Annotated in this window: 28 protein-coding genes and 1 pseudogene; 16 read left to right on the top strand and 13 right to left on the bottom strand. The window is 36.5% G+C overall.

What is annotated here, in order from left to right; translation table 11 throughout:
- Positions 1-7: 7 nt before the first annotated feature.
- Together ACFQ3N_RS19515 and ACFQ3N_RS19510 are read right to left on the bottom strand one after the other, a co-directional pair.
- Entirely contained in the window at positions 8-1,189 is a 1,182-nt protein-coding gene (locus ACFQ3N_RS19515; protein WP_390364759.1) for a putative glycoside hydrolase, read from the bottom strand.
- Positions 1,190-1,264: 75 nt separating this feature from the next.
- On the bottom strand, positions 1,265-1,402 hold the full coding sequence (locus ACFQ3N_RS19510) for a hypothetical protein (RefSeq protein WP_390364757.1): 138 nt from the start codon (positions 1,400-1,402) through the stop codon (positions 1,265-1,267).
- A gap of 258 nt (positions 1,403-1,660) precedes the next feature.
- Here ACFQ3N_RS19510 and ACFQ3N_RS19505 point away from each other — a divergent pair, with 258 nt between their 5' ends.
- Positions 1,661-3,121 (top strand): SulP family inorganic anion transporter, encoded by a 1,461-nt coding sequence (locus ACFQ3N_RS19505; protein WP_390364755.1) that lies wholly within the window; start codon positions 1,661-1,663, stop codon positions 3,119-3,121.
- Between the two features lie 48 nt (positions 3,122-3,169).
- Complete coding sequence (locus tag ACFQ3N_RS19500; RefSeq protein WP_390364753.1) at positions 3,170-3,586, top strand: universal stress protein; 417 nt, start codon at positions 3,170-3,172, stop codon at positions 3,584-3,586.
- A gap of 43 nt (positions 3,587-3,629) precedes the next feature.
- Here the strand turns inward: ACFQ3N_RS19500 and ACFQ3N_RS19495 are convergent, their stop codons facing one another.
- Both ACFQ3N_RS19495 and ACFQ3N_RS19490 read right to left on the bottom strand, forming a co-directional pair.
- The gene (locus ACFQ3N_RS19495) at positions 3,630-4,745 is read right to left on the bottom strand and encodes an NAD(P)/FAD-dependent oxidoreductase (protein ID WP_390364751.1); all 1,116 of its coding nucleotides are present in this window, start codon (positions 4,743-4,745) and stop codon (positions 3,630-3,632) included.
- A 19-nt stretch (positions 4,746-4,764) separates the two neighbouring features.
- Positions 4,765-5,217, bottom strand: a complete 453-nt coding sequence (locus ACFQ3N_RS19490; RefSeq protein ID WP_390364749.1) for a DinB family protein — start codon at positions 5,215-5,217, stop codon at positions 4,765-4,767.
- A gap of 133 nt (positions 5,218-5,350) precedes the next feature.
- On the opposite strand from ACFQ3N_RS19490, the gene ACFQ3N_RS19485 reads away from it, so the two are divergent.
- The 3 genes from ACFQ3N_RS19485 to ACFQ3N_RS19475 all read left to right on the top strand — a co-directional run bounded on the left by ACFQ3N_RS19485 (position 5,351) and on the right by ACFQ3N_RS19475 (position 7,576).
- Positions 5,351-5,908 carry a hypothetical protein gene (locus tag ACFQ3N_RS19485; RefSeq protein ID WP_390364747.1) on the top strand — a complete coding sequence of 186 codons (558 nt, stop codon included), beginning with the start codon at positions 5,351-5,353 and terminating at the stop codon, positions 5,906-5,908.
- Positions 5,909-5,993: 85 nt separating this feature from the next.
- Positions 5,994-6,557, top strand: coding sequence for a hypothetical protein (locus tag ACFQ3N_RS19480; RefSeq protein ID WP_390364745.1), 564 nt, complete (start codon positions 5,994-5,996; stop codon positions 6,555-6,557).
- Between the two features lie 89 nt (positions 6,558-6,646).
- Positions 6,647-7,576, top strand: a complete 930-nt coding sequence (locus ACFQ3N_RS19475; RefSeq protein WP_390364743.1) for a manganese-dependent inorganic pyrophosphatase — start codon at positions 6,647-6,649, stop codon at positions 7,574-7,576.
- A gap of 493 nt (positions 7,577-8,069) precedes the next feature.
- Here the strand turns inward: ACFQ3N_RS19475 and ACFQ3N_RS19470 are convergent, their stop codons facing one another.
- Complete coding sequence (locus tag ACFQ3N_RS19470; protein ID WP_390364741.1) at positions 8,070-8,711, bottom strand: DUF3267 domain-containing protein; 642 nt, start codon at positions 8,709-8,711, stop codon at positions 8,070-8,072.
- Positions 8,712-9,386: 675 nt separating this feature from the next.
- Positions 9,387-9,956 (bottom strand): TetR/AcrR family transcriptional regulator, encoded by a 570-nt coding sequence (locus tag ACFQ3N_RS19465; protein WP_390364739.1) that lies wholly within the window; start codon positions 9,954-9,956, stop codon positions 9,387-9,389.
- Positions 9,957-10,262: 306 nt separating this feature from the next.
- Here ACFQ3N_RS19465 and ACFQ3N_RS19460 point away from each other — a divergent pair, with 306 nt between their 5' ends.
- From ACFQ3N_RS19460 to ACFQ3N_RS19450, 3 genes and pseudogenes are all read left to right on the top strand, one after another.
- Complete coding sequence (locus ACFQ3N_RS19460) at positions 10,263-10,550, top strand: hypothetical protein (RefSeq protein ID WP_390364737.1); 288 nt, start codon at positions 10,263-10,265, stop codon at positions 10,548-10,550.
- A gap of 81 nt (positions 10,551-10,631) precedes the next feature.
- Complete coding sequence (locus tag ACFQ3N_RS19455; RefSeq protein WP_390364790.1) at positions 10,632-11,543, top strand: DsbA family protein; 912 nt, start codon at positions 10,632-10,634, stop codon at positions 11,541-11,543.
- A 68-nt stretch (positions 11,544-11,611) separates the two neighbouring features.
- A pseudogene (locus ACFQ3N_RS19450) lies at positions 11,612-11,862 on the top strand (monooxygenase).
- Between the two features lie 692 nt (positions 11,863-12,554).
- Here ACFQ3N_RS19450 and ACFQ3N_RS19445 read toward each other — a convergent pair.
- The 5 genes from ACFQ3N_RS19445 to ACFQ3N_RS19425 form a co-directional block, all read right to left on the bottom strand.
- Complete coding sequence (locus tag ACFQ3N_RS19445) at positions 12,555-13,712, bottom strand: YkvI family membrane protein (RefSeq protein ID WP_390364735.1); 1,158 nt, start codon at positions 13,710-13,712, stop codon at positions 12,555-12,557.
- 96 nt (positions 13,713-13,808) lie between these two features.
- Positions 13,809-14,921 carry an o-succinylbenzoate synthase gene (menC, locus tag ACFQ3N_RS19440; protein WP_390364788.1) on the bottom strand — a complete coding sequence of 371 codons (1,113 nt, stop codon included), beginning with the start codon at positions 14,919-14,921 and terminating at the stop codon, positions 13,809-13,811.
- A 43-nt stretch (positions 14,922-14,964) separates the two neighbouring features.
- Positions 14,965-15,753: a GNAT family N-acetyltransferase gene (locus tag ACFQ3N_RS19435; protein ID WP_390364733.1), complete on the bottom strand. Its 789-nt coding sequence runs from the start codon at positions 15,751-15,753 to the stop codon at positions 14,965-14,967.
- Between the two features lie 13 nt (positions 15,754-15,766).
- Positions 15,767-16,900: a M20 peptidase aminoacylase family protein gene (locus ACFQ3N_RS19430; protein ID WP_390364731.1), complete on the bottom strand. Its 1,134-nt coding sequence runs from the start codon at positions 16,898-16,900 to the stop codon at positions 15,767-15,769.
- A gap of 25 nt (positions 16,901-16,925) precedes the next feature.
- A complete protein-coding gene (locus tag ACFQ3N_RS19425; protein WP_390364729.1) occupies positions 16,926-17,762 on the bottom strand; it encodes a MurR/RpiR family transcriptional regulator in 837 nt (278 codons plus the stop codon).
- A 467-nt stretch (positions 17,763-18,229) separates the two neighbouring features.
- On the opposite strand from ACFQ3N_RS19425, the gene mscL reads away from it, so the two are divergent.
- The 4 genes from mscL (at position 18,230) to ACFQ3N_RS19405 (ending at position 20,593) form a co-directional block, all read left to right on the top strand.
- Complete coding sequence (mscL, locus tag ACFQ3N_RS19420) at positions 18,230-18,661, top strand: large conductance mechanosensitive channel protein MscL (RefSeq protein ID WP_390364727.1); 432 nt, start codon at positions 18,230-18,232, stop codon at positions 18,659-18,661.
- Positions 18,662-18,853: 192 nt separating this feature from the next.
- Entirely contained in the window at positions 18,854-19,201 is a 348-nt protein-coding gene (locus tag ACFQ3N_RS19415; protein ID WP_390364787.1) for a DUF4260 domain-containing protein, read from the top strand.
- 139 nt (positions 19,202-19,340) lie between these two features.
- Positions 19,341-19,829, top strand: a complete 489-nt coding sequence (locus ACFQ3N_RS19410; protein WP_390364725.1) for a CotD family spore coat protein — start codon at positions 19,341-19,343, stop codon at positions 19,827-19,829.
- Positions 19,830-20,041: 212 nt separating this feature from the next.
- A complete protein-coding gene (locus ACFQ3N_RS19405) occupies positions 20,042-20,593 on the top strand; it encodes an SLOG family protein (protein WP_390364723.1) in 552 nt (183 codons plus the stop codon).
- Here ACFQ3N_RS19405 and ACFQ3N_RS19400 read toward each other — a convergent pair.
- Positions 20,581-20,760 (bottom strand): hypothetical protein, encoded by a 180-nt coding sequence (locus tag ACFQ3N_RS19400; protein WP_390364722.1) that lies wholly within the window; start codon positions 20,758-20,760, stop codon positions 20,581-20,583. The two genes, ACFQ3N_RS19405 and ACFQ3N_RS19400, sit on opposite strands and share 13 nt — an antisense overlap.
- Positions 20,761-21,098: 338 nt before the next feature.
- On the opposite strand from ACFQ3N_RS19400, the gene ACFQ3N_RS19395 reads away from it, so the two are divergent.
- On the top strand, positions 21,099-21,251 hold the full coding sequence (locus tag ACFQ3N_RS19395; RefSeq protein ID WP_390364720.1) for a small acid-soluble spore protein P: 153 nt from the start codon (positions 21,099-21,101) through the stop codon (positions 21,249-21,251).
- On the opposite strand, the gene ACFQ3N_RS19390 is transcribed toward ACFQ3N_RS19395, so the two are convergent.
- On the bottom strand, positions 21,239-21,505 hold the full coding sequence (locus ACFQ3N_RS19390; RefSeq protein ID WP_390364718.1) for a hypothetical protein: 267 nt from the start codon (positions 21,503-21,505) through the stop codon (positions 21,239-21,241). The two genes, ACFQ3N_RS19395 and ACFQ3N_RS19390, sit on opposite strands and share 13 nt — an antisense overlap.
- Before the next feature lie 216 nt (positions 21,506-21,721).
- Between ACFQ3N_RS19390 and ACFQ3N_RS19385 the strand changes: the two genes are divergently transcribed.
- The 3 genes from ACFQ3N_RS19385 (at position 21,722) to ACFQ3N_RS19375 (ending at position 24,024) form a co-directional block, all read left to right on the top strand.
- A complete protein-coding gene (locus ACFQ3N_RS19385) occupies positions 21,722-22,390 on the top strand; it encodes an SIMPL domain-containing protein (RefSeq protein ID WP_390364716.1) in 669 nt (222 codons plus the stop codon).
- An 82-nt stretch (positions 22,391-22,472) separates the two neighbouring features.
- Complete coding sequence (locus ACFQ3N_RS19380) at positions 22,473-22,829, top strand: DnaJ family domain-containing protein (RefSeq protein WP_390364714.1); 357 nt, start codon at positions 22,473-22,475, stop codon at positions 22,827-22,829.
- A gap of 229 nt (positions 22,830-23,058) precedes the next feature.
- The gene (locus ACFQ3N_RS19375; protein ID WP_390364712.1) at positions 23,059-24,024 is read left to right on the top strand and encodes a nuclease-related domain-containing protein; all 966 of its coding nucleotides are present in this window, start codon (positions 23,059-23,061) and stop codon (positions 24,022-24,024) included.
- Positions 24,025-24,138 lie beyond the last annotated feature (114 nt).

The raw sequence follows: 24,138 nt of genomic DNA, 5'->3' as shown, positions 1-24,138 counted from the left end.
CTAAAGGTCACAACGACTCAAAAGTTAGCTTCGTATATTCATTCGATGCATTCCAAATTAAATATTGATTAATACCTTGTTCTTCTAGTGCCTGGATTTGATTTTGTACGTCCGTTTTGGTGTAATCACTTTTGAAATCAAAATCTTGAATCCATGGTCTTATTATTGCTGGCATTTTTCCAGTTGTTTTAAGGTTTTCATTCTTTTGGAGAGCATCTTTCATTGCGTTTGTCATTAAATCATAGGGGTGCTGGTCTGGATTATCTATTCCATAAGAATTCGGTGCATAATGTGATGGGTATGTCATGGGGGAAATATAATCCACGTGCGGTGATATCTTTTCCCATGTTTGTCCGATCCCCATATCATCTTCAGCAGTTGTTACTAGCCCAAAGACATCAGCTGAAACATATATGGGATGTTGCTCCAGTTGCTCTTTGGAAAACTTTAAAAAAGCAGAAATGTTATCATCTTTTTCGATTGCTGCTTTGTTGTCATAGGTTACTTCCTGTTCAACTTTTTTGGCATTTTCGGGGAACCGTACATAATCGTATTGGATTTCATCAAATCCGAAGTCTGCTACCTCCTGAGAAATAGTTGTAACATATTTCCAAACGTCTTTTTTATACGGATCTATCCACTTTACTCCAGTATCATTTTCCCATAAACTTCCATCTTTTCTTTTTAGTGCAAATTCATTCTTTTGTTCTGCTAAGTGTGGATCTTTAAACACGACAACCCTTGCAATTGTATATATGTCTTCCTCTTTCAGGCGTTGTACAAGTTTCTCCATATTTTTTACAGTGAAGTTGCTGTCTGCTCGGTTTTCATTAACCATTTCAATGTTTGAATCATATGTTAGCTTTCCGAAGTCATCTTTCACATCGATAACGACTGCGTTTAAATTAGTCGACTTGATAAGGTCAATAAATGTATTGATATTTTTATCCATTATAGAATATCGGTGAAGGTATATCCCTTTTACATCTCTTTTCTTAGGTTTCTCATCTGTTATATGTTGTTCATCTATTTGTATAAAATTCTTTGGTGATTCAGCAGTAAAATCTCTTTCCTTATGATCTAATTTCACCAATTCATCTTGGCTTTGGATTGTTTTATCCTCAGTTGGCATACATCCAGTAGTAAAAATAATGTTAAGCACTGAAAACAGCAAAATTATTCTTTTCATATTGATTCCACCTTTATCTATAAGGTGTACGTATGAATCAAAAATTATTTTGCCATAATCGGGAAAAAATATTATTTAGTGAAATTGCATGTCTCCTGTATTTTTGTCTATATCATGGTCAATCATGAGGTCTTGTAGCCAAACCCAGCTGAAAATCAAAGCAGCTGTTGTGACGATTACGATTAACAGAACGATAACCTTATTCTTCTGCACAGAAAACACTCCTTATTCTTTATAAGAATAGCGTAGCAAAACAATATAAAGGTGTAAATATTTTTCGGGGTTAACACTACGTTTATGATTAAAACTAGATATTTGAAGAAAAAAAGAGCATTTAAAAGCATGTGAGAAATGACTACGCTTACTCACGGTTTTGTAAAATTCATTTTGTATGGTATGATTCGGTGGTTGTTTACGGATAAGGCTTTATGAGAGCCAAGAAATACTATACTAATAGAAAGAGGTACAACATTGAGAATAAAACAACTTAAGCAAGAATGGTTTGGAAATGTTAGAGGAGATGTGTTGGCAGGAATTGTGGTTGCATTAGCACTAATCCCTGAGGCAATAGCCTTTTCCATTATCGCAGGAGTAGATCCAATGGTTGGACTCTATGCATCGTTTTGTATTGCAATAGTTATTGCATTTGTAGGTGGGCGTCCCGGGATGATTTCAGGAGCAACAGGAGCAATGGCGCTTCTAATGATCACATTAATTGCTGATCATGGATTACAATATCTATTAGCAGCTACAATCTTAACGGGAATAATTCAAATATTATTTGGAGTATTTAAACTAGCAAGTGTTATGAAATTCGTACCACGTTCGGTGATGGTCGGTTTTGTTAATGCATTAGCTATTTTAATTTTCACCTCACAACTTCAGCATTTTGTAGGTGAGACTTGGATTATGTATGCACTAGTAGGCCTAACGCTTGCAATTATATATATTTTACCACGTTTTACAAAAGCAATACCATCAACCCTAGTAGCTATTACTGTGGTAACAGCTATTGCAATTATAGGAAATATTGGAGTTCGGACGGTAGGGGACATGGGAACGTTAACCCAACAGTTGCCTGCATTCTTAATTCCATCTATACCATGGACGTTTGAAACATTAATGATTATTTTCCCATATTCTTTAGCTTTAGCGATTGTGGGATTACTAGAGTCATTGCTTACTGCAAACATTGTTGATGATGCGACTGATACGGAAAGTAATAAAAATAAAGAAAGTCGCGGGCAAGGAATTGCCAATGTCGCGACAGGGTTTTTCGGGGGAATGGCAGGTTGTGCGATGATTGGACAATCTGTTATAAACGTTAAATCTGGTGGTACCGGACGACTGTCTTCCTTAGTCTCAGGTGTGTGCCTCATGTTCTTAATCATCGTATTAGGTAGTGTGGTTGTACAGATCCCAATGGCAGCTTTAGCGGGTGTTATGATCATGGTTTCTATTGGTACATTTGATTGGTCATCAGTACGAAACCTTCACAAACTGCCAAGAACAGATGCAATTGTTATGGTTAGTACTGTTGCAATTGTAATTGTGACGCATGATTTATCCAAAGGTGTTCTTGCAGGTGTATTGCTAAGTGCCATATTCTTTGCAGCTAAAATTTCTAAGGTGAAGGTAACCGAGGAATTGATGTTTAAGGAACAGAAGAAACTTTACCGAGTGGAAGGTCAATTGTTCTTTGCATCTGTTAATGACTTCCCAGCAAAGTTTAATTTTAATGACTCTGTAAAAGAAGTGGAAATTGACTTGTCATATGCCCATTTATGGGATGATTCGGCAGTTGGTGCACTGGATAAAATTGAAATGAAATTTGAACAGAATAATATTGAAGTTCATTATTCCGGTTTAAATGATGCTAGTAAAAAATTAAAGAATAGCATTGGTGGTTTATCTAAAGCCTCTGGGCATTAATGTATGTTAGGATAAAAATATAATGCTAGATTCTTAAGAGGTGAGCTAATGTTTTCAAATATTTTGTTGGCTACAGACGGTTCAGAGCACTCAGTTCGATCTACGAATTATGCACTAGAACTTGCCGAAAAATTTGACGGTAAAATTGAAGTTTTATACGTTGTCGATGGGGATAAGTCAAAGTCTGATGTACTGCACCATGCAAACAAATTTGAAGTTGAAAAAAAACGTAAGGAAAAAATTAAATCGGTGGAGGATTTGCTTAAAGCCTCTGACGTAGAATATGATATTAATATTTTACACGGTGAAGCAGGACCGACAATTGTTTCCTTTGCAAATGAAAACGAGTTTGATTGTGTCGTTATTGGTAGTCGTGGACTAAATAATCTACAAACGTTTATTTTAGGAAGTGTCAGTCATAAAGTAGCGAAACGAGCAGACTGTCCGGTACTAATTGTAAAATAAGAAAAAGGGTGTGCCATTTAATTGGACACCCTTTTTGATTTTTTCATTTTACTGCACCTGCTACATCATAGTTGGAAATATCGATCTCCATTTTCTCATCCAATGCTAGCTTGGCTAGTTCTGAACCAATGTATGGCCCCATTGTCAGGCCTGATGCTCCTAGACCATTTGCTAGAAGTAGACCATTATATCCAGGAAGTGGACCAATTACAGGCAAAAATCCTGGCGTAAATGGACGGAATCCAACTCTCGTCTCGATAACAGTACTCTCAGCTAGTCCTGGAGCAAGTTTAAGAGCCCCAGATAAAATTTCATGAAGCCCACCAGCTGTAACACGCTTATCAAAACCAACGTGATCTTCATGAGTCGACCCGACAATAATTCGATGATCATCGGTTGTTAACATATATTGATTTGTAGGTGGTATGACGACAGGCCATTTAGCAGTATCCAAATCAGGGGCCTGTAAATGCATAATCTGTGCTTTTTGTGGAGTTACATCAAATTCTACCCCTAAGGGTGACAGTAATTCATTCATCCAAGCCCCCGATGTAGCAATTACAGAATCAGCTTTGATCGTTTCATCACCAATTGCTACACCAGTTATTTGAGCCCCAACATGTTCTAGACGAGCACCACCATATTTCATGGTTGCCCCGTGTTTCTGAGCCCCAAGTATCAGTGCATCTCGTAAAGCTCGGCCATCAACACGAGCGCCACCACTAACGTGAACGGAACCGAATCCTTCAGCAAGAAGCGGGAACCTTTTATGCGTTTCTGCTTCGTTTAGGAGTGTGATTTCTCCAATTTCTGGTGCATCTTCCCGGCGTTTTAGCGCTCTTTTTTCCATGTCCACTAATTTTGTTAGGTCCGTATGAAGACTAATCGCACCCACTTGAGAATACCCGGTTTCTGTCTCGCCATCATTCGCAAGTTCCTTAATCAAATCAGGGTATATTCGTGCCCCACCTTTGGCTAACTGGTACCATGCTTTGTTTCGTCGTTGTGATAGCCAAGGGCAGACAATTCCTGCAGCTGCATCTGTTGCTTGGCCTTTATCATTCCGGTCAACTATTACTACATCTGCGCCTCTTTTTGCTAATTGATATGCAGTGGATGCACCTAGGATTCCTGCACCAATTACAATATATTTTTTCATAAATTCATGTCCTCTTTGATTAGTTTTCGTTGACTACTCGTTTCATTGCCTTCATCTGTCCTAGATGCTCTGATTCGTGCTGTAGAATCATACGGAACACGTCACCATATGTTTTGAAATTTCCAAACGGTAATGTATAAGGAAGTGTTTTTTCAAAGAATTCATCTGATAATTGTTTGATCCGCGTTGCTTGTTCTTCTAAATTAGTAACAAGCTCATTTAAAGTTGGAACATCTTCCGACCAATCGGCTGGCTTTGTACCTGTTGCGAAAAGCGTATGGTAATGTTCTGGAATATTAGTTGATTGTGATGGAAATCCAAACAACAATCCTTCAGATGATACTAATACGTGGCCAATATGCCAACGTATGGTATTATTGAAGCTTTCCGGTTGAATATCTACTATTTTTTCATCAAGATTGTTTACAAAGGCTACTAGTGCAATTCTAGTTGAATCAAATTGCTTTAACATAAAATTCCCTCCAATTTATATTGTAATTCAACTATAAGAATATTAAACATAAATGTAAAATTACTTGTTTTACGAAATAAAGGGAAAAGTTTCCTTAATATAGAATTAATAAGGGGGAAAGGAGAGAGAATATATGAATGAAAATGTAGTAGCAAAAATATTATTTACTATTGGTGTTATCCAAATAGGTTTGGGATTGATTTTAGGATTTGCACTAGCAAATGTAAATACTAACCTAAATGGTTACTATCAATCAGTAATGGATTGGTCTTTATTTTTTGGTTGGGCATTTGGTGGATTTGTTTCTGGAATGTTGTTTATTGGATTTTATGAAATAATTAAATTACTTCATAAAATTAATGAAAAAATGCCTGCACCCAATAAAAATTCTACCACAAACAACGCTGCGCGGTACTTGGATACATTTAATCAAGTGAAACAGGAAGAAAGAACAGTCGATTGGAACCTAGGTGAATCAGACAAAGAGAAAGTCAATGAGCTATACGAAACCGAAGATATATTAGAAATTATACCATCACATTTGGAGAATTATTGCTTAGTAAAGCTTCAAAATACACATGGACAATACATAAGCATAGTTGATGTCGGTGGCTTTGGAGCACAGGAAATTCATGACGAGGAAACAAAACGGAGGATTATGGATTGGTATAATGGTAAGAATGAGATATAAATCCGGTGCTGATAATCCCTATACAATAAAATGTATATACATTTTGTTATACTAAAAACAGACAATAACATAAGGAGTGTCTTTTTTGGCTAAAAGAAAGTTTGGAATGGGATGGTTTGGGTGGACAATGATAAGTGTTATCCTAATTACGACTTTAGGTTCATTCTTATTTTTTGTTAATGTATTAGATCTTGATATTAATAACCTGTTTACTGATGACCAACAAGCTAGCGAAGAAACAACTGAAGAGCCTGCATCACAAGAAACGGTAGAAGAAGTGGAAAAGGTCCAGGATACGGTAGGTAAGGATCATGAAGATATTGGAGGATTTGTTTCTGAGATGCATGATTTTTATAATGATACGACTGGTTATGGAGGAATAAGTTCACTAGATTGGAATGAACAAGTAGAACAAGCAAAAACGATCGACCAAAAGCTTCAAGAAGAGATTCCAAATATAACAAGTGACGCTCTCCTAACCGATCTTCAAAATATACAAAATCTCGCTAGTAAAACTGTAGAAGAACAAAAATCAGAAAATGTACGGAATTTGCATCGTTTGTTTCACGACCTTGATATTGCGCTAAATAGCTATAATGGCTATGATAAAATCTGGGGCGTTACAGAAACACTTGAGCAAGTTAATTAAGTAAATTACTATTCAACATTTATACGATTATGGTAATCTTGTAGGTGGATTAGTTTTCATAAACAATTGTATGAGAAGGAGAATGGAACATGGACAAGACATTTATCTTTGGGCATAAAAATCCGGATACGGATACAATTTGTTCAGCTATCGCGTATGCTGACTTGAAAAATAAGTTAGGAATGAACGCTGAACCAGCTAGACTTGGATCAGTTAGTCAGGAAACACAGTACGCATTGGATCAATTCGGGGTAGAAGCTCCTCAGTTTATTGAAAAAGTACCTGAGGATATAAAAAATGTGATTTTGGTAGATCATAATGAATTTCAACAAAGCGTTGAAAACATAAAAGACGTACGAATTATCGAAGTGATTGACCACCACCGTGTATCAAACTTCGAAACAAAAGAACCACTTTATTTTCGTGCAGAGCCTGTTGGATGTACAGCAACTATTCTTAACAAGATGTATAAAGAGAACGGTATAGCCCTTGAAAAGGAAATTGCTGGATTATTAGTATCAGCGATTATATCTGATTCTTTATTATTAAAATCGCCAACATGTACACAAGTTGATATTGATGCGGCGCACGAACTCGCAGAAATAGCAGAAGTTGATCTGGATACATACGGATTGGAAATGCTAAAGGCTGGTGCAGATCTTAGTGATAAAACGGTTGCACAATTACTATCCATGGACGCAAAAGAATTTTCCATGGGTGATAGTAAAGTAGAAATTGCACAAGTTAACACCGTTGATCCAAGTGAAATTTATGCATTTCAGGATGAAGTTGAAACAGAAATCGCACAGATCATTAAAGATAAGGATCTCAAGTTATTCCTATTCGTTGTAACAGATATTTTAAACAACGACTCAGAAGTGCTAGCAAGTGGAGCTGGTGCTGATAAGGTTGAAAAGGCATTTGGTACAACACTTGAAAATAATAGAGCAGTATTAAAAGGTGTTGTTTCCCGTAAAAAACAAATCGTTACAGTATTAACTGAAGAATTCACAAAATAGTCCCTAGTAAGGGTAACGGGTTCCGTTTGCTATCACAAAACACAGAAGTACACTTTAAAATGCAACTAAATTTGTATAACTATTTGTATCGTATTTGTAGTGATATTTATAATTAATAATAAAAAATCTCAGTTCACTGAACTGAGATTTTACTTCTATTTATTTTCAAATGCTTATTTAAACTAAGCCCCCGTTAGCACAATGGAAGTCTTTTAATTATTAGTATGAAAAGAAAAGAAAAATACAAATATAAGAGTAATAACCAGAGCTTGGGCTAAACAAATAACTAAATCATTTTACCAAAGGGACTGACTCCATTTACGACCAGATAAGCTAAATAACCTAGCAATTAAAAAGCTACACAAACAAATACTAAAGAAAGTTATTATAAACCCTATTGTTGTCCCCCTCTAATTGCAAATAAATATGTCGAATAAAATTTAAGTTTCTTCAACTCTTCTACCAGTTACTTTAATAAGTCTGGGCTGTAAACTTAATATGCTGTAGTTTCATTATACTTATCGTTCTGTTTGTATTTCCAATAGGTCTTCGTTCCATTATTTATTAAAACTGTTTCTTTCGGCACTTGTGTTAATAAAAGAATGAGATTTAGTATATCTACAGAAGATGCCATAGAATTAAGTAGTATTAAGGCTTTGAGTGTAGGTGTTAGGATTCCTAAAAGACTTAGTGTGATTGGTAAGAGAATTGATATTATAATAAAAGGAGCCATCGTAACCAGTATATATCTTGATTTGGATATTTTTTCTTCCGTTAGTACATAACCACCAAACAGAGTAAGGCCAATAAATATTTTTTGTGATTTAATGAAGTTGGGAATAAACACCAAATGGAATAGTTCGTGAATAACTAAAAGTAAAAATATCCAGATAATTACACCCAAATTAAGTGTTATTGATATGGAATCAGAGGTTAGACCAAATTCATTTAAAGAAATAGTTGAGAAAGTATTTATCATACCTATGGTAATAAGTGCATTTAAAATCATTAAAGGAATGGATAATAGAATAGACATACCCAAACTTTTAGGCTCCTTCATTGGAAACCATTCGTTTTCAACTAAGTTTAAATGTGTTCTATCATCAGTCTTTGGCATTCTGTTTTGTATTTTCATAAAGGTTCTCCTTTTTATTAACAAATCTACTTAATATAGTTTATCCTTAGTTGAACTATTTTGTTAGTTCGATATCTCCATACTTTAACACTAACATAATATTCCAAATTCACTATTGAATTTTCCGATAAGAAAAGACGATCAAATTGATGATCGCCCTTTTTTAAAAACTCTTACATCCTTGAACGCAAGTAGGAAGGTTAGTTTTAGCTTGAACAAATATAAATGTTTTTCTTACTAAAAAAACAGCTAGTATCGGAATGAATATATAAATTCCTATTGTGAAAACAATTGCATATAGAATTGTATAGCCTATTACTATTAAAATCAGCGAAACTACAAATAAAGCCTTAACAGTTTGCCTGGACACATTCTTAAACCTCTTATTTTGATTTTCGAATTACCTCTTCCTCTTATTGAAATATACTACTGCGTTCACTCAATAAGAGCAGGCGGGAATTCACAATATCTACTTAAACTCTTGTACCAAATAGTTTAAGTGGATTCTTTCACAATGTTATATGCGATGTCACTATTACGAGGATTTAAAACTATATCCGAATCAATTTGTAAACATGCCACCCATTCATACACTGGTTCCAACCTCCACCAAATATTAATACATGAGTAAGAAGTATTTAATGATTTCATTTGCAACATATTTACTTGTACTTGTTAGTTTTTAGAACCAAAATCAATCCCAGACATTATATAAGGAATTGCTAATTTGATAAATTCTTCCGGTGGTATCTTATTACTATTTCTTCTCCATTCTACAGAAGCCCCGTAAATTCCCCAGCTTAATATGACAGCAGTAATTTTTAGAGCTTCATCCTCTTCAGTTTTATTTTGTTTTAACAACATTTTGTAAAAAACGATTTCGAGCTGTTCCCTAATAATACGAGCAATGGTATCTTCGTATCCTCTATGACAACGATTAGATAAAGACTTTTGGAAATTTGTGATTGCTATGAAGATACTAACCAACGCTTCTTCATTTAGTTCGTTATTTTGGTAGTAATCACAATCCAAATTAACTAACAATACTTCTGATAATACCTTTTCCAATAAGTCATATATATCTTCAAAATGGTAATAGAACGTGGCACGATTAATCATAGCCTCTGCTGTAATATCCTTAACGGTAATATCCTTGAATTCTTTTTTACTTGAAAGTTCCATGAAAGAATCCATGATTAATTTATGGGTACGTTGAATTCGGGGATCCGTCTTTGGTTGAGTCATGTTGATCTCCCTCCTACTTTTTAAACACTATCTTCAATTTGTTGTATAAGCAACATTTGCAACAAACTATTGGTGTTGTTGATTTTCATTATGTTATAAAATTTAATTGTAAGCAAATACTTAGCATGCATATCGATGTTTAATAAGCATACTTTGTTATACACATTTTTAGGAGGAATTAAATTGGCTAAAATCCATCGCAGATCAAAGAACAGAGGCTGAATTTGAGTTGGTGGATATTAAAGATTAAACCTTGATGGGTTTGTTTTTGTCACTCCGGGATATAACAAAGCAGTTACTTCTGAGTTGAAAGATGCCATCGATTATCTATATGTTGAGTGGAATAATATAGCTGCAGGAATTGTAAGTTATGGTTCTACTCTTGGAGTTACAGCAGCTAACCATTTGAGATTAATTCTAACTGTACCAAAACTTGCAACGGTAGGAACTCAACCAGCGCTTATTCTTTTTACTGATTTTGAAGAAATGAGAACCTTTAAACCTGCACCATTTCATGAAGAAACCGTTCAAACAATGTTAAATGAGGTCGTAGATTGGTCTACTGGATTGAAAATAATTTCAGGAATGATTTAAAGCAAGGGATAAGAGTTTTGCTTCTTTTTCCTCGCTTATTCTATAGAAATGGGGGGAAATGAATTGAAAAATAATAATAATATGATTTGTGATTTAGAAACAGGTGTATGCGGAGTAGCTGAAGGAGAGGAAATGGAGGTTATTGACTTCAACCAACCAAATAAATTGATTAATCTTTATTATGTGACGGATCCTATCTGTTCTCATTGCTGGGCGATTGAACCTGTACTTCGTCGTTTTGTTGAGCAGTATGGTGATTATTTTAACTTTCATACGGTTATGGGTGGTTTGCTGGAAAAATGGCATGACGGACCAATCGATCCTGCAAACGGCATTTATAAACCAGCTGATGTTGCTGGTCACTGGAGGGAAGTGGGAGAATATTCAAGAATGCCGATTGATGGGACTTTGATGATAGATAATCCAGTTCAGTCCTCCTACCCTCCCTCTCGTGTATTTAAGGTAATTCAAAAAAATCATAATGATGCTTTGGCATTTGAATATTTACGCCGTGCAAGAGAAGCTCTTTTCGCATTCAATCAAAATATTTCAGATGAATCCGTTATGATCGAAATCGTAAATAAAATTGGTCTTGATGGAGAAGCCATTCTAAATGAAGCTGAACAACCAATCGGACAACAATTATTGAATGAAGATTTTGATCTTACTAGAAGCTTAGGTGCCAGAGGTTTTCCTACCATTATCATGACCAATGAGGAAAATAAAGGCGTAAAAATAGTTGGAGGCCGTCCGTTTGAATATTATGTTGAAGGATTAAAACAAGTTTTAAATGTGGAAGAACTGAAGCCAAAACAACAACCATCTTTTTCTACCTTGCTTGAAAAGGAAAAGCTATTGTTTTCGAAGGAAATTGAAGTGATGTACGATGTTGAGAAATTGGATCTTAATGCTTTTATTGAAAAAGAGCTATCACCAAACAGCTATAAAACGAAGGAAATTCTAGGTGAATTATATTTTACAACGACAAAATAACAAGGAGGATGAAAATGGCATACGTATTACAAGTGGATTTTAAAATGCATGGCCCATCCGGAGATTAAATGGCAGATGCCTTTTCTGATTTAGCGAAAAGTATCAACGAAGAAGAAGGCTTTATGTGGAAAATTTGGACAGAAAGTCCCGAAACAAATGAAGCTGGTGGAATTTATATTTTCGAAACAAAAGAAGCAGCTGAAAATATATAGAAATGCATTCTAAAAGATTAGCTGGATTTGGAATATTAGATGTAAATGCAAAGATATTTGCCATTAATTCTAAACTTACTGAGATCACTAAAGGTCCAGTAAAATAAATAAAACTTTATTAACAGGTTTAGTATAATCACTAATCAAAGGGAATTCGAGTAGCTCAATTGCTATTCCTTTTCTATTTAAATCCTATTTCCTTCTTAAACTAAACTGCTTCTTATATACAGTATGGTTTTCCGTCGTCTTCAACGTAAGTAAAGTTACCAAAAATGCTAGATTTGTATCTTTGTAGAAGGATTATATACAGTCAGTATTTATAGTTTTCAACGTTAACAAACATAGGATTTTATTTGGAGAGGTGGGTATGATAGGCTTGGCTGCCTGATGAAACAACGGCTTTTAGCCTTTCAAGACAGATCATGCCCATAGAGGATCCAAGTATACCAGCGGCAAGGAAAGCTCCGGCAGCATTACATCGCACGCAGAAAATTGGTCTGTATTTTCAAGGAGTCTTCGTGTATTTCTGGTGTGTAGCTGTTTTTGCGATACATGGATGACAGCGGGAGGAAAGGTATAGGTGTGATTCTAAAAATGCGTCAGCATGAAGAAGCTCACTGGTGCGCGAAGTGTATTTCCAGAGCGGTAAGTTACGTCAGAGTTTATATCTATTCTCTCAAAAGGCAACAAACTCTACAAAAACAATCTTGTAAAAAAAGTGAGCTGAAAAGAAGCGTCGTTCTATCCTATATTCATCAAAGAACCCTGCACATTAATGTGCAGGGTTCTAATCAAATCTCTATAAATTACTAGCGTCTTCTTTTGCAGGAGTATCTTCCTCACGTTTAAAGAATAGCTTATACACACCAACTGTCAACAACGGTAGGGCAAAAACAGCAATCATCGCATATGCTAAGGCAGTATATCCTACAGCAATCAGATCGATGATTCCAACCTGTGACAGGATCATTGCTAGTACGAGTGTTCCAATTGCGATAATCCCTTTTTGGGCCGCTGTCAGAGACTTATTTGCAAGCTCCTCCATCTGGGATTCCAATCGATCAACAAATGCATGGATCATTCCAGAAGATGTTTCGATTAACGTCCACCCTACTACAATTCCAAAAATGACAATTACCCAAGTTGGAAAATCACTTAACATGACAAGCCAAGGAACTGAAGCACCTAATACATCTTCAGATGGATAATGTCCTAGCAGACTAAAGTAGGTTAAGAACCAAGGGAAAGTCATAAATACACCAGCGATAATACCGGAAATAACTGCTTCCTTACGTGCTTGCTGACGTTCAATCGTAAATAGTGTTGCTGGATAAACAGCCAGGTTATAACCTACATATAGAATCCCACTCCATAATACTATCCAAATAGAGACGTTATCAGGCATGAAACTAGTATCACCAGAGCTTAGAACTGCGGATGCGTCTTCCCATGTAGTTGAAATCACCATAATCGCGAAAATGAGATAACCAAACATTAGTGACAATGTACCAAATGTCTTAAATCGTTCGATAAGTCCTTTACCATAGAAGTTCAATACACCAACTACTGCTGTAATGAGTCCTACTCCAAGCCAATAATTCATACCAAGTGTATTGTTTAAAATTTCACCAGTTGCAGATGCCATGATTGCGATAATTAAGATGGCAAGTAATAAATAGACAATGTCAAATAAAAACCAAAAAGGACCAATAAGTTCTTTTAATAGAGTTCGATAATTGTATGCTTTAAATTTTCGAGCAAACTCAAATGTAAGAATTGCCATGACAGTAAAACCAACGAAGATAGCTAATCCACCAATCCAGCCAAGCGCGCCATACTTTGCACCAAACTCGACAATCTCTCGCCCAGTTGCGAAACCTCCTCCGATTAATACAGATTGTAAAATGATTGCGGGAAGAATGTATCTTCCAAATGCCCCTTCGAATAGGTTCTTCATAAAATATTTCTCCTTTCTAATTTAGGTATATTTTAAACAGAGATATACGTTTTTCTATGAAGTAAGCTTAAGAAGTCATCTCCAAGGAAACCAGTATTAGTTAAAATTAAATGTTTTTACATCCACTGCAAATTTTTCTAATGCTTCATCATCGATATCGTATCCGATTCCTGGTTTATCTGGTACGTTAATGACACCATCTTGCACGACAACTTCAGGCTTTATAATGTCTCTTTCCCAGTATCGTGATGATCCTGCAGTATCCCCGGGCAAAATAAATTGTGGCAACGTGGTTAATGCAATGTTATGTGCTCGTCCTATTCCGGCTTCTAACATGCCACCACACCAAACGGGAATACCATTGTCCTTACAATATTCGTGAATTCGTTTTGCTTCCGTAAGTCCACCGACTCGGCCAATTTTTATATTGATAATTTTGCAGCTGCCAAGCTGAATAGCTTTTCTGGTGTCTGAGAGAGAATGAATACTTTCATCTAAACAGATTGGTGTTTTCATTACTGCTTGCAGCTTGGCATGATCAACAATATCATCGTGTTCAAGTGGCTGTTCGATCATAGTTAAATTCAAATCGTCCAGTTGTTTTAAGTGATCAATATCTTTTAGCGTATATGCGGAATTAGCATCTGCCATAATTGGCGTGTCAGGAAAATGGTTACGTACCTCACGTAATACGTCAATATCCCAGCCAGGTTTGATTTTAATCTTGATTCGTTTATACCCTTTTTGGACGTAATGATCAATAGTCTGGAGTAAATCATCAACAGTAGGCTGGATGCCGATACTGATCCCAACGTCAATTTCAGTCTTTTTACCGCCAAGAGCTTGAGCGAGGGATATGTTTTTCTGTTTCGCATAAAGGTCCCAAACAGCACCTTCCAAAGCAGATTTAGCCATATTATTACGCTTGATTGGAGTGAAAAGTTCAGAGACCTCATCTGGATGCTCAATTTTATTTTCCTGTAATGTTTTAATTAAGAAGTCTTCCATTACATGTAAATTTGTCTGCACGGTTTCCTCGCTGTACCATGGGCTTGTAAACGCTACGGATTCGCCAAAACCACGATTTCCCTCATCATCTACAGCTTCTGTTACAAAGAATTCCTTATCTTGAAATGTGCCAAAGCTTGTTGTGAATGGATCGTTTAGACGCATCTTCAACTTGTGTAATTTTATCTGTTTTATTGGAATAGTCACTGTTATTACCTCCTGATTTTATAGCATATATCCTAAACTATTTTGAAAAATAGTAATAGCTTACATCATTTGAACCATCATGGATAAAATCTTTTGCCTGGTAACCTTCTGAATATAATGCCTGGAAAACCTTGCGTGTCTCATATCGCCAATTTTTTGCGAGCTGTATGTCTTGTTGCTTGATCAATTGGAAATGTGCAGGAACAGTGACAAACCAACCACCCTCATTTTTGGAAAAATTATTTGTGAAGGTATCTGTGACGACAGGGTGATCATTTTCTTTACGTAGTAATAATTTAGCTTCGTCAAAATGGATATCTTTTTTTGTTTGCTCTTTGTCCAGATTCCATTCAATTTTGATGCGGTCTGTAGGTAGTCCTTGGTTTAGCCCATCATCCATTGAACCATAATGATTTTCTTTATAATAAGCTCCATTAGCACCTAGTTTGTGTAAATTCAAATATGCATTAAGGCTTTCAAGTGGATCGAATGTCCACGTAATCTTGGTATAACCCAAACTTTTAGCAATATCGGCCTGTTTGAACTTCATCCGCATTCCGAGTCCACCTTTACGGTACGTGGATATTATTCCCAGCATATGCGAACAAAGATAAGCATTTTTACCGTCAAAGCCAGCAAAGCTATACAGGAAACCGATCATTTTTTCCTCCGTGAAAGCTCCTAAAATAATTCCACCATTATGCAAGGCTGTATGTGTCTGATGAACGGGAGTAGGGGGCATGTCCCATACGGCTTCCTCCACATGTTGCATGTCATGTAATTCGTCCATCGTGGTTAGCCGTCTGATTTCAATTTGCTCTGTCATGGATAAGCCTCCCTTATGCCTGGTTGTATTTTTTAACCGTTTTGATTAACGCATCTGTTACGATTTCAACTGCCGGTGGTATTGCATCGTGGTTAAACGTCATATCTGGATGATGAAGTCCTGGTTGTAGATTACATCCGATCGCAAGCATAGTTGCTTTTACATTAGGTCGTTTGATCGTGTAAAAATGAAAATCATCTCCACCAGTAGTGGTGATCATCGGTTCGAGTTTCTCCTCACCAACACATTCGATGATTGCCTCTCGCATAATCGAACTTGCTTCGTCATTAATTACCGCAGCAGCAACATTTGCACTCATTTTCAAATCCACTTTTACTTCGTGATAATCCGCAAGCATATTACTAATACGTTCCACCTTAGCCATCAAATCATCCATCGCTTCATTGGTTTGGGCACGCAAATCTAATGAAAATGTTGCAGAACCTGGAATGATATTAGCGTTTTTCCCGCCTGCTTGAAAGGATGTCATTTTAACCGAATGTGGAATCATAGGGTCGATATGTATACTGTTAATGTGCTGGAAAAATTCACTCCCCACTTGAATAGCATTTGCGTTTAAATGTGGGCGAGCACCATGGGCGTCTTCTCCGCGAATGGTACCTTCTAGGAATCTAGCTGCACCGTGTTGGATAGCAGGTGCAAATTGCTCATGTTGCAACTCTTGGATTGGTCTTAGGTGCATGCCATATAAAAAGTCGACATCATCAATTATCCCCTCCTCTACAAGAGTTAAAGCTCCATTTCCTTTTTCCTCTGCAGGTTGAAAAATAAACCGGAATGTACCATTGTCTGGATGTCCACCCTCTAACAAGGTTAGTAAAGATCCAATTGCAATAGTCATGTGAGAATCATGTCCACAGGAATGATTTCCCTGAAATGTACCGTTCACTTCCTGCCAAAGTGCATCAATATCTGCTCGTAACCCAACGACTGGTTTCCCTTGACCGACTTCAACCACTAAACCAGTGGAGTTTTTAAAGGTAGACACCCTGCATGCATACTCTTCGAATAAATTTTTAATATATTGGGTTGTTTCATATTCTTCCCAACTAATTTCCGGATGTTCATGTAAATGTCTGAATATATCTGTTAACGTAGGCGTTAATTTTTCAATAGTTGATTTCACGTATAAAAACTCCTTTCAATTGATATTATGGGAAAAAATCCTGTGCTTCAATAGAATCAAAACGTTCAACTCTTTCCTGGAAAGCTTCTGAATTTCGTAATGATATTGTTGAGACAATACTGTTCATTAATGAGAAGACAACAGGTGCAGCATCTAGTGTAGATTTTACATTTAATTGTACAGCTAACGTAAGATCCGAGAATTCTGTTATAGGAGCAAATGGAGAATCCGTGAATGCGATGACGAATGCTCCCTGTTGTTGAGCCAATTTTGCAATATGCACTGTTTCTACCGCATAACGGTGAAATGAAAAAGCTACAAAGACACTACGTTTCGTTAATTCACTGATACGTAGTAACACATCATCAACATTTGGTTGATAAAAACGGGTATTTCCAACTACGAGATCAAGTGCAAACGAGAACCAGCTAGCTAGTGCATGTGATGAGCGGACCCCCGAAATAAGTAACCGATCAGCATTAGCTATTCTAGTAACAGTTTCCTCAAGGTCCTGATCTGCTATTTGTTCTGTTAGTTTTAAAATATTATCCATATCGTTATGCATCATAGCTTTAATGGAGTGGTTATTTTCTGAGCGTTTCGTTTCGGCATAATCACTTAAACTACTTTTTTGAAAAAGATTGAACTGTACATCTTCTTGTAGCGCCTTGTAACCGGAATAACCAAGTGCATGACTAAATCGTATAACAGTTGTTTCACTTACGCCCATTCGTCTGCCAGCCTGGGCTGCCGAATGAATTGCGAAGATTTTTGGGTCATTAAAGACGTAGGTGGAAACCCTTTTAAACGCCTTCGAAAAAGTCGCTTGCTTTTTTTTAATTGAACTAAATATATGTTCCATACAGTCCTCCGCGGAGAAGTCATTTTTTAAGAAAAGAAGTGTTACCTTTATTTTAATATAAATATAAAGTGAATACTTTATTTAAAGAGTACTTTAGCACGTTTTGACTATTTCCGCAATATTAAATTTTTAAATAATTTACTAAAGGCAAATTAGCTAAGCTTGAAAAAATAATATGAGAAAATTTGATACGGTAGGAGGTATATCTTGCCATTGAGTAATTGGGAATTATGAAAGGAAAAATACCTGTTTTGAGTAAAAAGCCAAAGTTTTGGGTGTTTAGGCCAAAGTTATAGAGCAAAAGCCAAAGTTACCGTTCAAAAGCCAAAGTTCACAACACAAAAGCCAAAGTTCACAATTCCGCAACAGAGAATGTACTCCATCAAATTTCACCTTGCCACAAGTGTGCTATTCACCCAATCCATAACATATAAAAATAGTACAACCTATAATAGAGGGTGAGTCTTTTGTGGCCAGATTTTAAAGATTTTGCATTGAAAGGAAACGTAGTCGAACTCGCAGTTGCTGTTATCATCGGGACTGCATTCGGAAAAATTGTGACTTCACTAGTCGAGAATATCATGATGCCATTATTGGGAATCTTAATAGATGGGATTGACTTTACAAACTTAAAATATACCGTCAGAAGAGCAGAAATTTTGTATGGTGAGTTTATCCAGTCAGTATTTGATTTTGTAGTAATAGCCGTATCAATCTTTTTTTTCATACGTCTGATCAATAAGATCAGGGGCGACAAAGAAAAAGAACCTAAGCGTGACGCAAAGGAAGAACTACTTAAAGAAATAAGGGATTTATTAAAAAAACAACATAAAGGAAAAGTACCACAACATAAAAAGAAGGCAATTACGATTAAAATAAGTACGAAAAAGGAGAAATGAGGGAGAAATTTATACCACCGCAATTATTAGAAAACGTGGCTAACTGGCTACTTCATAGGTGGTGATTAAAAAAACAAATCAGGCAAGTAAATAATTGGCTCCGTAACAATGGTAAAAAAATGAGCCTGTTTATTATTCCAAAACATGCTGAGAAAATGATTGTTTGAAATTGGAGGTTAGGTGGTGAATACTATAAATAAAATATTTATACATATAGAAGGGCTGATGGTTTTATTAATAAGCACTTATTTTTATGCTGCTATGGATGCTAGTTGGTTACTTTTTATTCTGTTATTATTCGTACCAGACTTATCAATGCTTGGATACTTATTTAATAATGAAGTGGGTGCCATTATATATAACATTTTTCATTCCTATATTCTTCCCATACTAGTTGTGTTGATCGGGGTAACGTTTATAATTAGTTTTGTACTTATAATAGGATTGATATGGGTCGCTCATATTGGAATGGATAGAATGTTTGGCTATGGTCTGAAATACCCTACAGGTTTTAAAGATACGCATCTCCAACGATTATAAAAGGATTGGTCAGATATCCTATGATAAATCGGGCGCGATAATCATAGTCTTTTTCCTCAAAATAGGTAAATGCATTATACACCCCATAGTCATTTGCCATAGGTTAATAGTGTATCTATTTGAAGAAAGGGGATTATTTATGAGACACCATAGACCAGATTGTGGTCGTCCAAGACCGACAGATCGAGTCGTTTACCCTGTTAGAGAAAATGTTGTTCATAATTGTTTTGAGAATACGGTTGAGCACGTACATCCTTCTCATACGACAGTCATGAATCATCATCTAACTAGAAATAGGCATGTATACCCTCATTCCACTTCTGTTAGAAATACGTTTAACAGTGTTGATGAATATGGAGGATCCTTCCAAACACCTGGGAACGGGCCAGGAAGTCAAGTAGCAGGCGCAACCTCACCAGGATACGGGCCAGGAAGTCAAGTAGCAGGAGCAGCAACACCAGGATACGGACCAGGAAGTCAGGTGGCAGGCGCGACTTCACCAGGATACGGGCCAAGTAACCAAATGGTACCGGGATATGGACCTGGAAGTCAAGTAGCTGGTGCAGCAACACCAGGTTATCCAAGTGCCGGAATGAATCACTGGAAAAAACCAAATAAAGGGTGTTAATCTTAATGAGGAGCTGGCAGAGATCATGCCAGCTTTTTATTAGCAGATAAAAAAGTATAAAACTATCTTATCTGCATAAGTGCAACTAAGGCTTCTGCCATTAAAACTTGCACTCCAGAGCATAAGGGATTCTAAGAAAGCAAAGTACGCTTACTAAGAATCCCTTTAACGATAAGCCAATTTTTCTAACAATAGAAAGGTAACATATAATTATGAAAGTACTGACAATAACAGGATATAAACCAATGGAATTAGGTATTTTTAAAGAGGACGACCATAAGATAACGTTTATTAAAGCTGCGATTCAAAAGAAACTAATAGGTTTTATTGAAGACGGTTTAGAATGGGTCTTGATTTCTGGGCAAATGGGTGTTGAATTGTGGACTGCAGAAGTGATTATCGATTTACAAAAGACGTATGATATCAAATTTGCCATTATGCCGCCATTTGAAAACCAGGAAAGTCGCTGGCCTGAACAGCTTCAGGAAAAGTATCAAAAACTAACGATGGATGCAGATTTTTACAAACCTATTTACCAAGGTGACTATAAAGGAGCCTTTCAATTTAAAGCAAAAAATATGTGGCTTGTCGACAAGAGTGAGGCATGTCTTATTTTATTAGACGATGAAAATCCTGGAAGCAACCGGTTTTTATATGAACAAGCCAAGCAAACTGAAAATTATCCGATTTTTTTAATCACACCTGCAGACTTAGACGATATAGTGGAGGAATTACGCATGTCTGACCCTGATTATTGGGATTGATGACTTTCAGTAATAGAAAAAAGTAGGAATTTATCCTGCTTTATATCCAGACAGTGTTGGTTCATAAACCGAATCAGACAAGGTATCATACCAGCCCTTATAAAAGCTGAATCCACTGGAAAACTTGGTTCAATGTCACCAAACAGGGCAACACCATCTGGAATCACTTAATCTCCTCCATAAGCAATTACTTGTTCTGCATGTTTCAACCCCGTTGTCGTAGTCGGTAGCATCGCTAATATGCTTCTGATGGGTCCGTTGTGTCGCTAGTAAAGAAAATACTTAAAATTAAAGGGATTGTAATAACGAGAATTACTCCTACAATTGACCAAAATTGGTACTTACTCATTAAGAGCCTCCGTTGATACGTTAACTAGTGTATTTAGGGAAGGTAGGGATCATGTAGGCAAGAAATATGATTTACTTAAAATTTATGTAACAAAAATCCAATATGTTTTTTAAAAACGGACAAGCTAACGTGTATCAACGAAAGGGTGGTGTGATTATGGGTGGAAAACCAAAAGGACCTAAACAACAAGAGAACCCCAAGTTACCTAAAAGTCCAGAGCAACCACATGGTGAACCGTTAGATGGGTCACATAAGGTAAAAAATCGAAATCATTCACGACAAAAACATAATCCTGGTCACGATATGTAAAAAAAGGCAGCTGAGGGGCTGCCTTTTTGCTTATTCTTATTCCTCATCAATAACCCGTTCCAACTGTTTCGCTGTAGAAAAGATTCCATAATCACATCACCTTTTTCACCAACCTGTAATGACTGTCTGTACAAATTCTTGATCAAGTTCGTTAATGTTGCTACGCTTACACGACTAAGAATGGTATCCATATCAATTTGTTCAAACGATTGATCTAGTAACTGGTCGACAACCAATACGCTACTTTCCTTCATTTGAGCAATATAGCTTATTTCAACAATCCCTTCATTAGGTTCATCTGTACGAACACCGCCGTTACCTGTTCCGTAACCGAACTAATAACAATAAAAAATGCTTCATGGTGGATATTCCCCTTTATTATCTAGACGACTTTGTAAAAGATACGTTACAAATCAATAGGATCATTTCGTTATAATAGGCATATTATTTACTAAGGTGTAATGAGCTCCATGAAAGGTGGAATGGTTGTGTATTATCCCTATGTACAACAACATAATCGACAGCAATCCGGGATTATGAAGGTTACCGGGAATGGGAGTGTTTCAATTAAACCCCATATCGTTAATATTCAGTTGGAAGTTATAACTGAAAATGATACCCTTAGCCAAGCTCAACAAGAAAACGCTACTATTATGAATCAGGTCATCCAAGCTTTGCTACAGTTAGGAATTAATCGGGAAAATATTCAAACGGTTGGTTACACTATTAATCCTAGATATGATTATCCGGATGGCACTCAGGTTTTCAGAGGGTATGAGGTTAACAATACAATTAATGTAGAGATCACAGACATTAATCAGGCGGGGAACATGATCGATGTCGCAGTTGAAAACGGTGTAAACCGTGTATCGAATATTCAGTTCACGGTTCGAAATCGTGACATGTATTACCAACAAGCGTTACGTGCTGCTCTTGAAAATGCACAGGCCAAAGCACAAACCATTGCTGAGTCGATGCAGCTAAATCTGAATCCTGTCCCGGTTAAAATTTTTGAAAAAGTAAGTGAGGAGCCAATAACCTATAAAACGTTTGCTGCTACGGAACAAAGTATAGCGACACCAATTGAACCAGGCCAGATTATTATCGAAGCAAGAGTCGAAGCCGAATTCCAATATTAAGAGGAGAGAATCGTAAGTGGAGTCACTGTTGCAGGAGTTTTACTCTGAGAATAGAATACTATAGTGATGGGTGGTGCGTCCCATGGCGGACAAAAAAGAAGAATTTGAAGATAAACTACAGTACACAGATCACATGACCGAAATTATTAAGAAAGCGGAAAGAGAAGGACAATTTGATAACCTTCCTGGAAAAGGAAAGCCTCTCAAACTGCGCCAGGATTACCTTAACCCCGCTGAGAAGCAATTATATAAAACAATGAAGGATAATCACGTTTTGCCAAGATGGATAGAATTAGGAAATAAAATTGATAAGTTGAAGGACGACCTCGACAAGTTAGAAGGAAAAGAGAAGCGGAAGTTGATTAAAGAGGTAAATAAAAAGATTAAGGAATATAATTATGCCTGTCCTCCATCTTTGCAACGAAATGTTGTAGAGTAATTAGACCGGATTGGATGGATTTTTAGGCATAAAGCCAAAGTTTATAGTTGGAAGGCCAAAGTAATAATCACACTGGCCAAAGATTAGCAGGAAGTGGCCAAAGTTTACGCTTCAAAAGCCAAAGTTCACAATTAAAGATCACTTATTATTAAAATTTCCCGTGATTTTGCAGGAAATTTTTTTACTATAGCGAATATATATATAAATTAAATAAGAAAGGTAGTGAACCATGGAAGTCAAACCACGCGAAACCCCCGATCAAATGCTACACACCGAAGCGCTCGATAGACGACTAGACGAGAACCACAAATCCAAAAGAAAAGTCCACAAAAAGGCCAAGACCTTACGAAAAGGGTTCCAAGGCGAAGAATCACTCCATTTTATTCTCGGTTTTTTGGAAGAAGATAAGTATCATATACTTCACAATCTCCGTTTAAAAGATGTGTTTGGATTTTTCCAGATCGATACCCTAATTCTCTCAGCACAATTAAATTTAATCACAGAAGTTAAAAATTTTTTTGGAACGATAACCTACGATGGTATGGGCCAAACAATTCGAACAGCAAACGATAAAGAAGAAGGCTTCAAAAACCATGTGGAACAAGTCCGAATGCAGCATCTTCGATTATTGAGATGGCTTCGGCAATTTGATCTCCCACCAATTCCCCTTGAAAAGTTGGTTGTATACAGCGATCCTGGAACAATTATAAAAAACATAACCAACGACCCAGCCATCACCAACACCGTGATCCACAAAGAAAACCTCTTAACAAAAATAAACCAGTTTAATGCTATACACCAATCTAAAATCCTAAGTGATGAACAACTTCGCAAACTATCGTATGAATTGATTGCAGCACATACACCAGAAGATGTTGATGTGATGAAATTATACGAAGTCTCCAAAGATGATATAAAGCCAGGGGTTATCTGTCCATCATGCAATGCAATGCCGATGTCTAGAATATATGGGAAGTGGAAATGTGAACAGTGCGGAACCGAATCCAAAGATGCCCACATTGCTGCGTTAAAAGATTATTGCATATTAATTGGTAATACGATCAATAATCGAGAAGCAAGGGAATTCTTAATGTTGGATTCGATTTATATAACAAAAAAATTATTACAAAAAGAACAATTTACTCAAATTGGTTCAACCAGCGGGCGAAAGTATATACTAGAGTTTCAAAATTGATCAAAAGCCAAAGATTCTAACGAAAAGCTAAAGATTATGCCAAACTGGCCAAAGATCAGCAGGAAGTGGCCAAAGTTTATGGTTCAAAAGCCAAAGTTCACAATTACAACTCCC

The organism is Virgibacillus byunsanensis, assembly GCF_042675965.1.
In the GTDB taxonomy this organism is placed as follows: domain Bacteria; phylum Bacillota; class Bacilli; order Bacillales; family Amphibacillaceae; genus Virgibacillus_R; species Virgibacillus_R byunsanensis.
The sequence above is the reverse complement of the archived record's forward strand: the minus strand, read 5'-3'. Positions and strand labels throughout refer to the sequence as shown.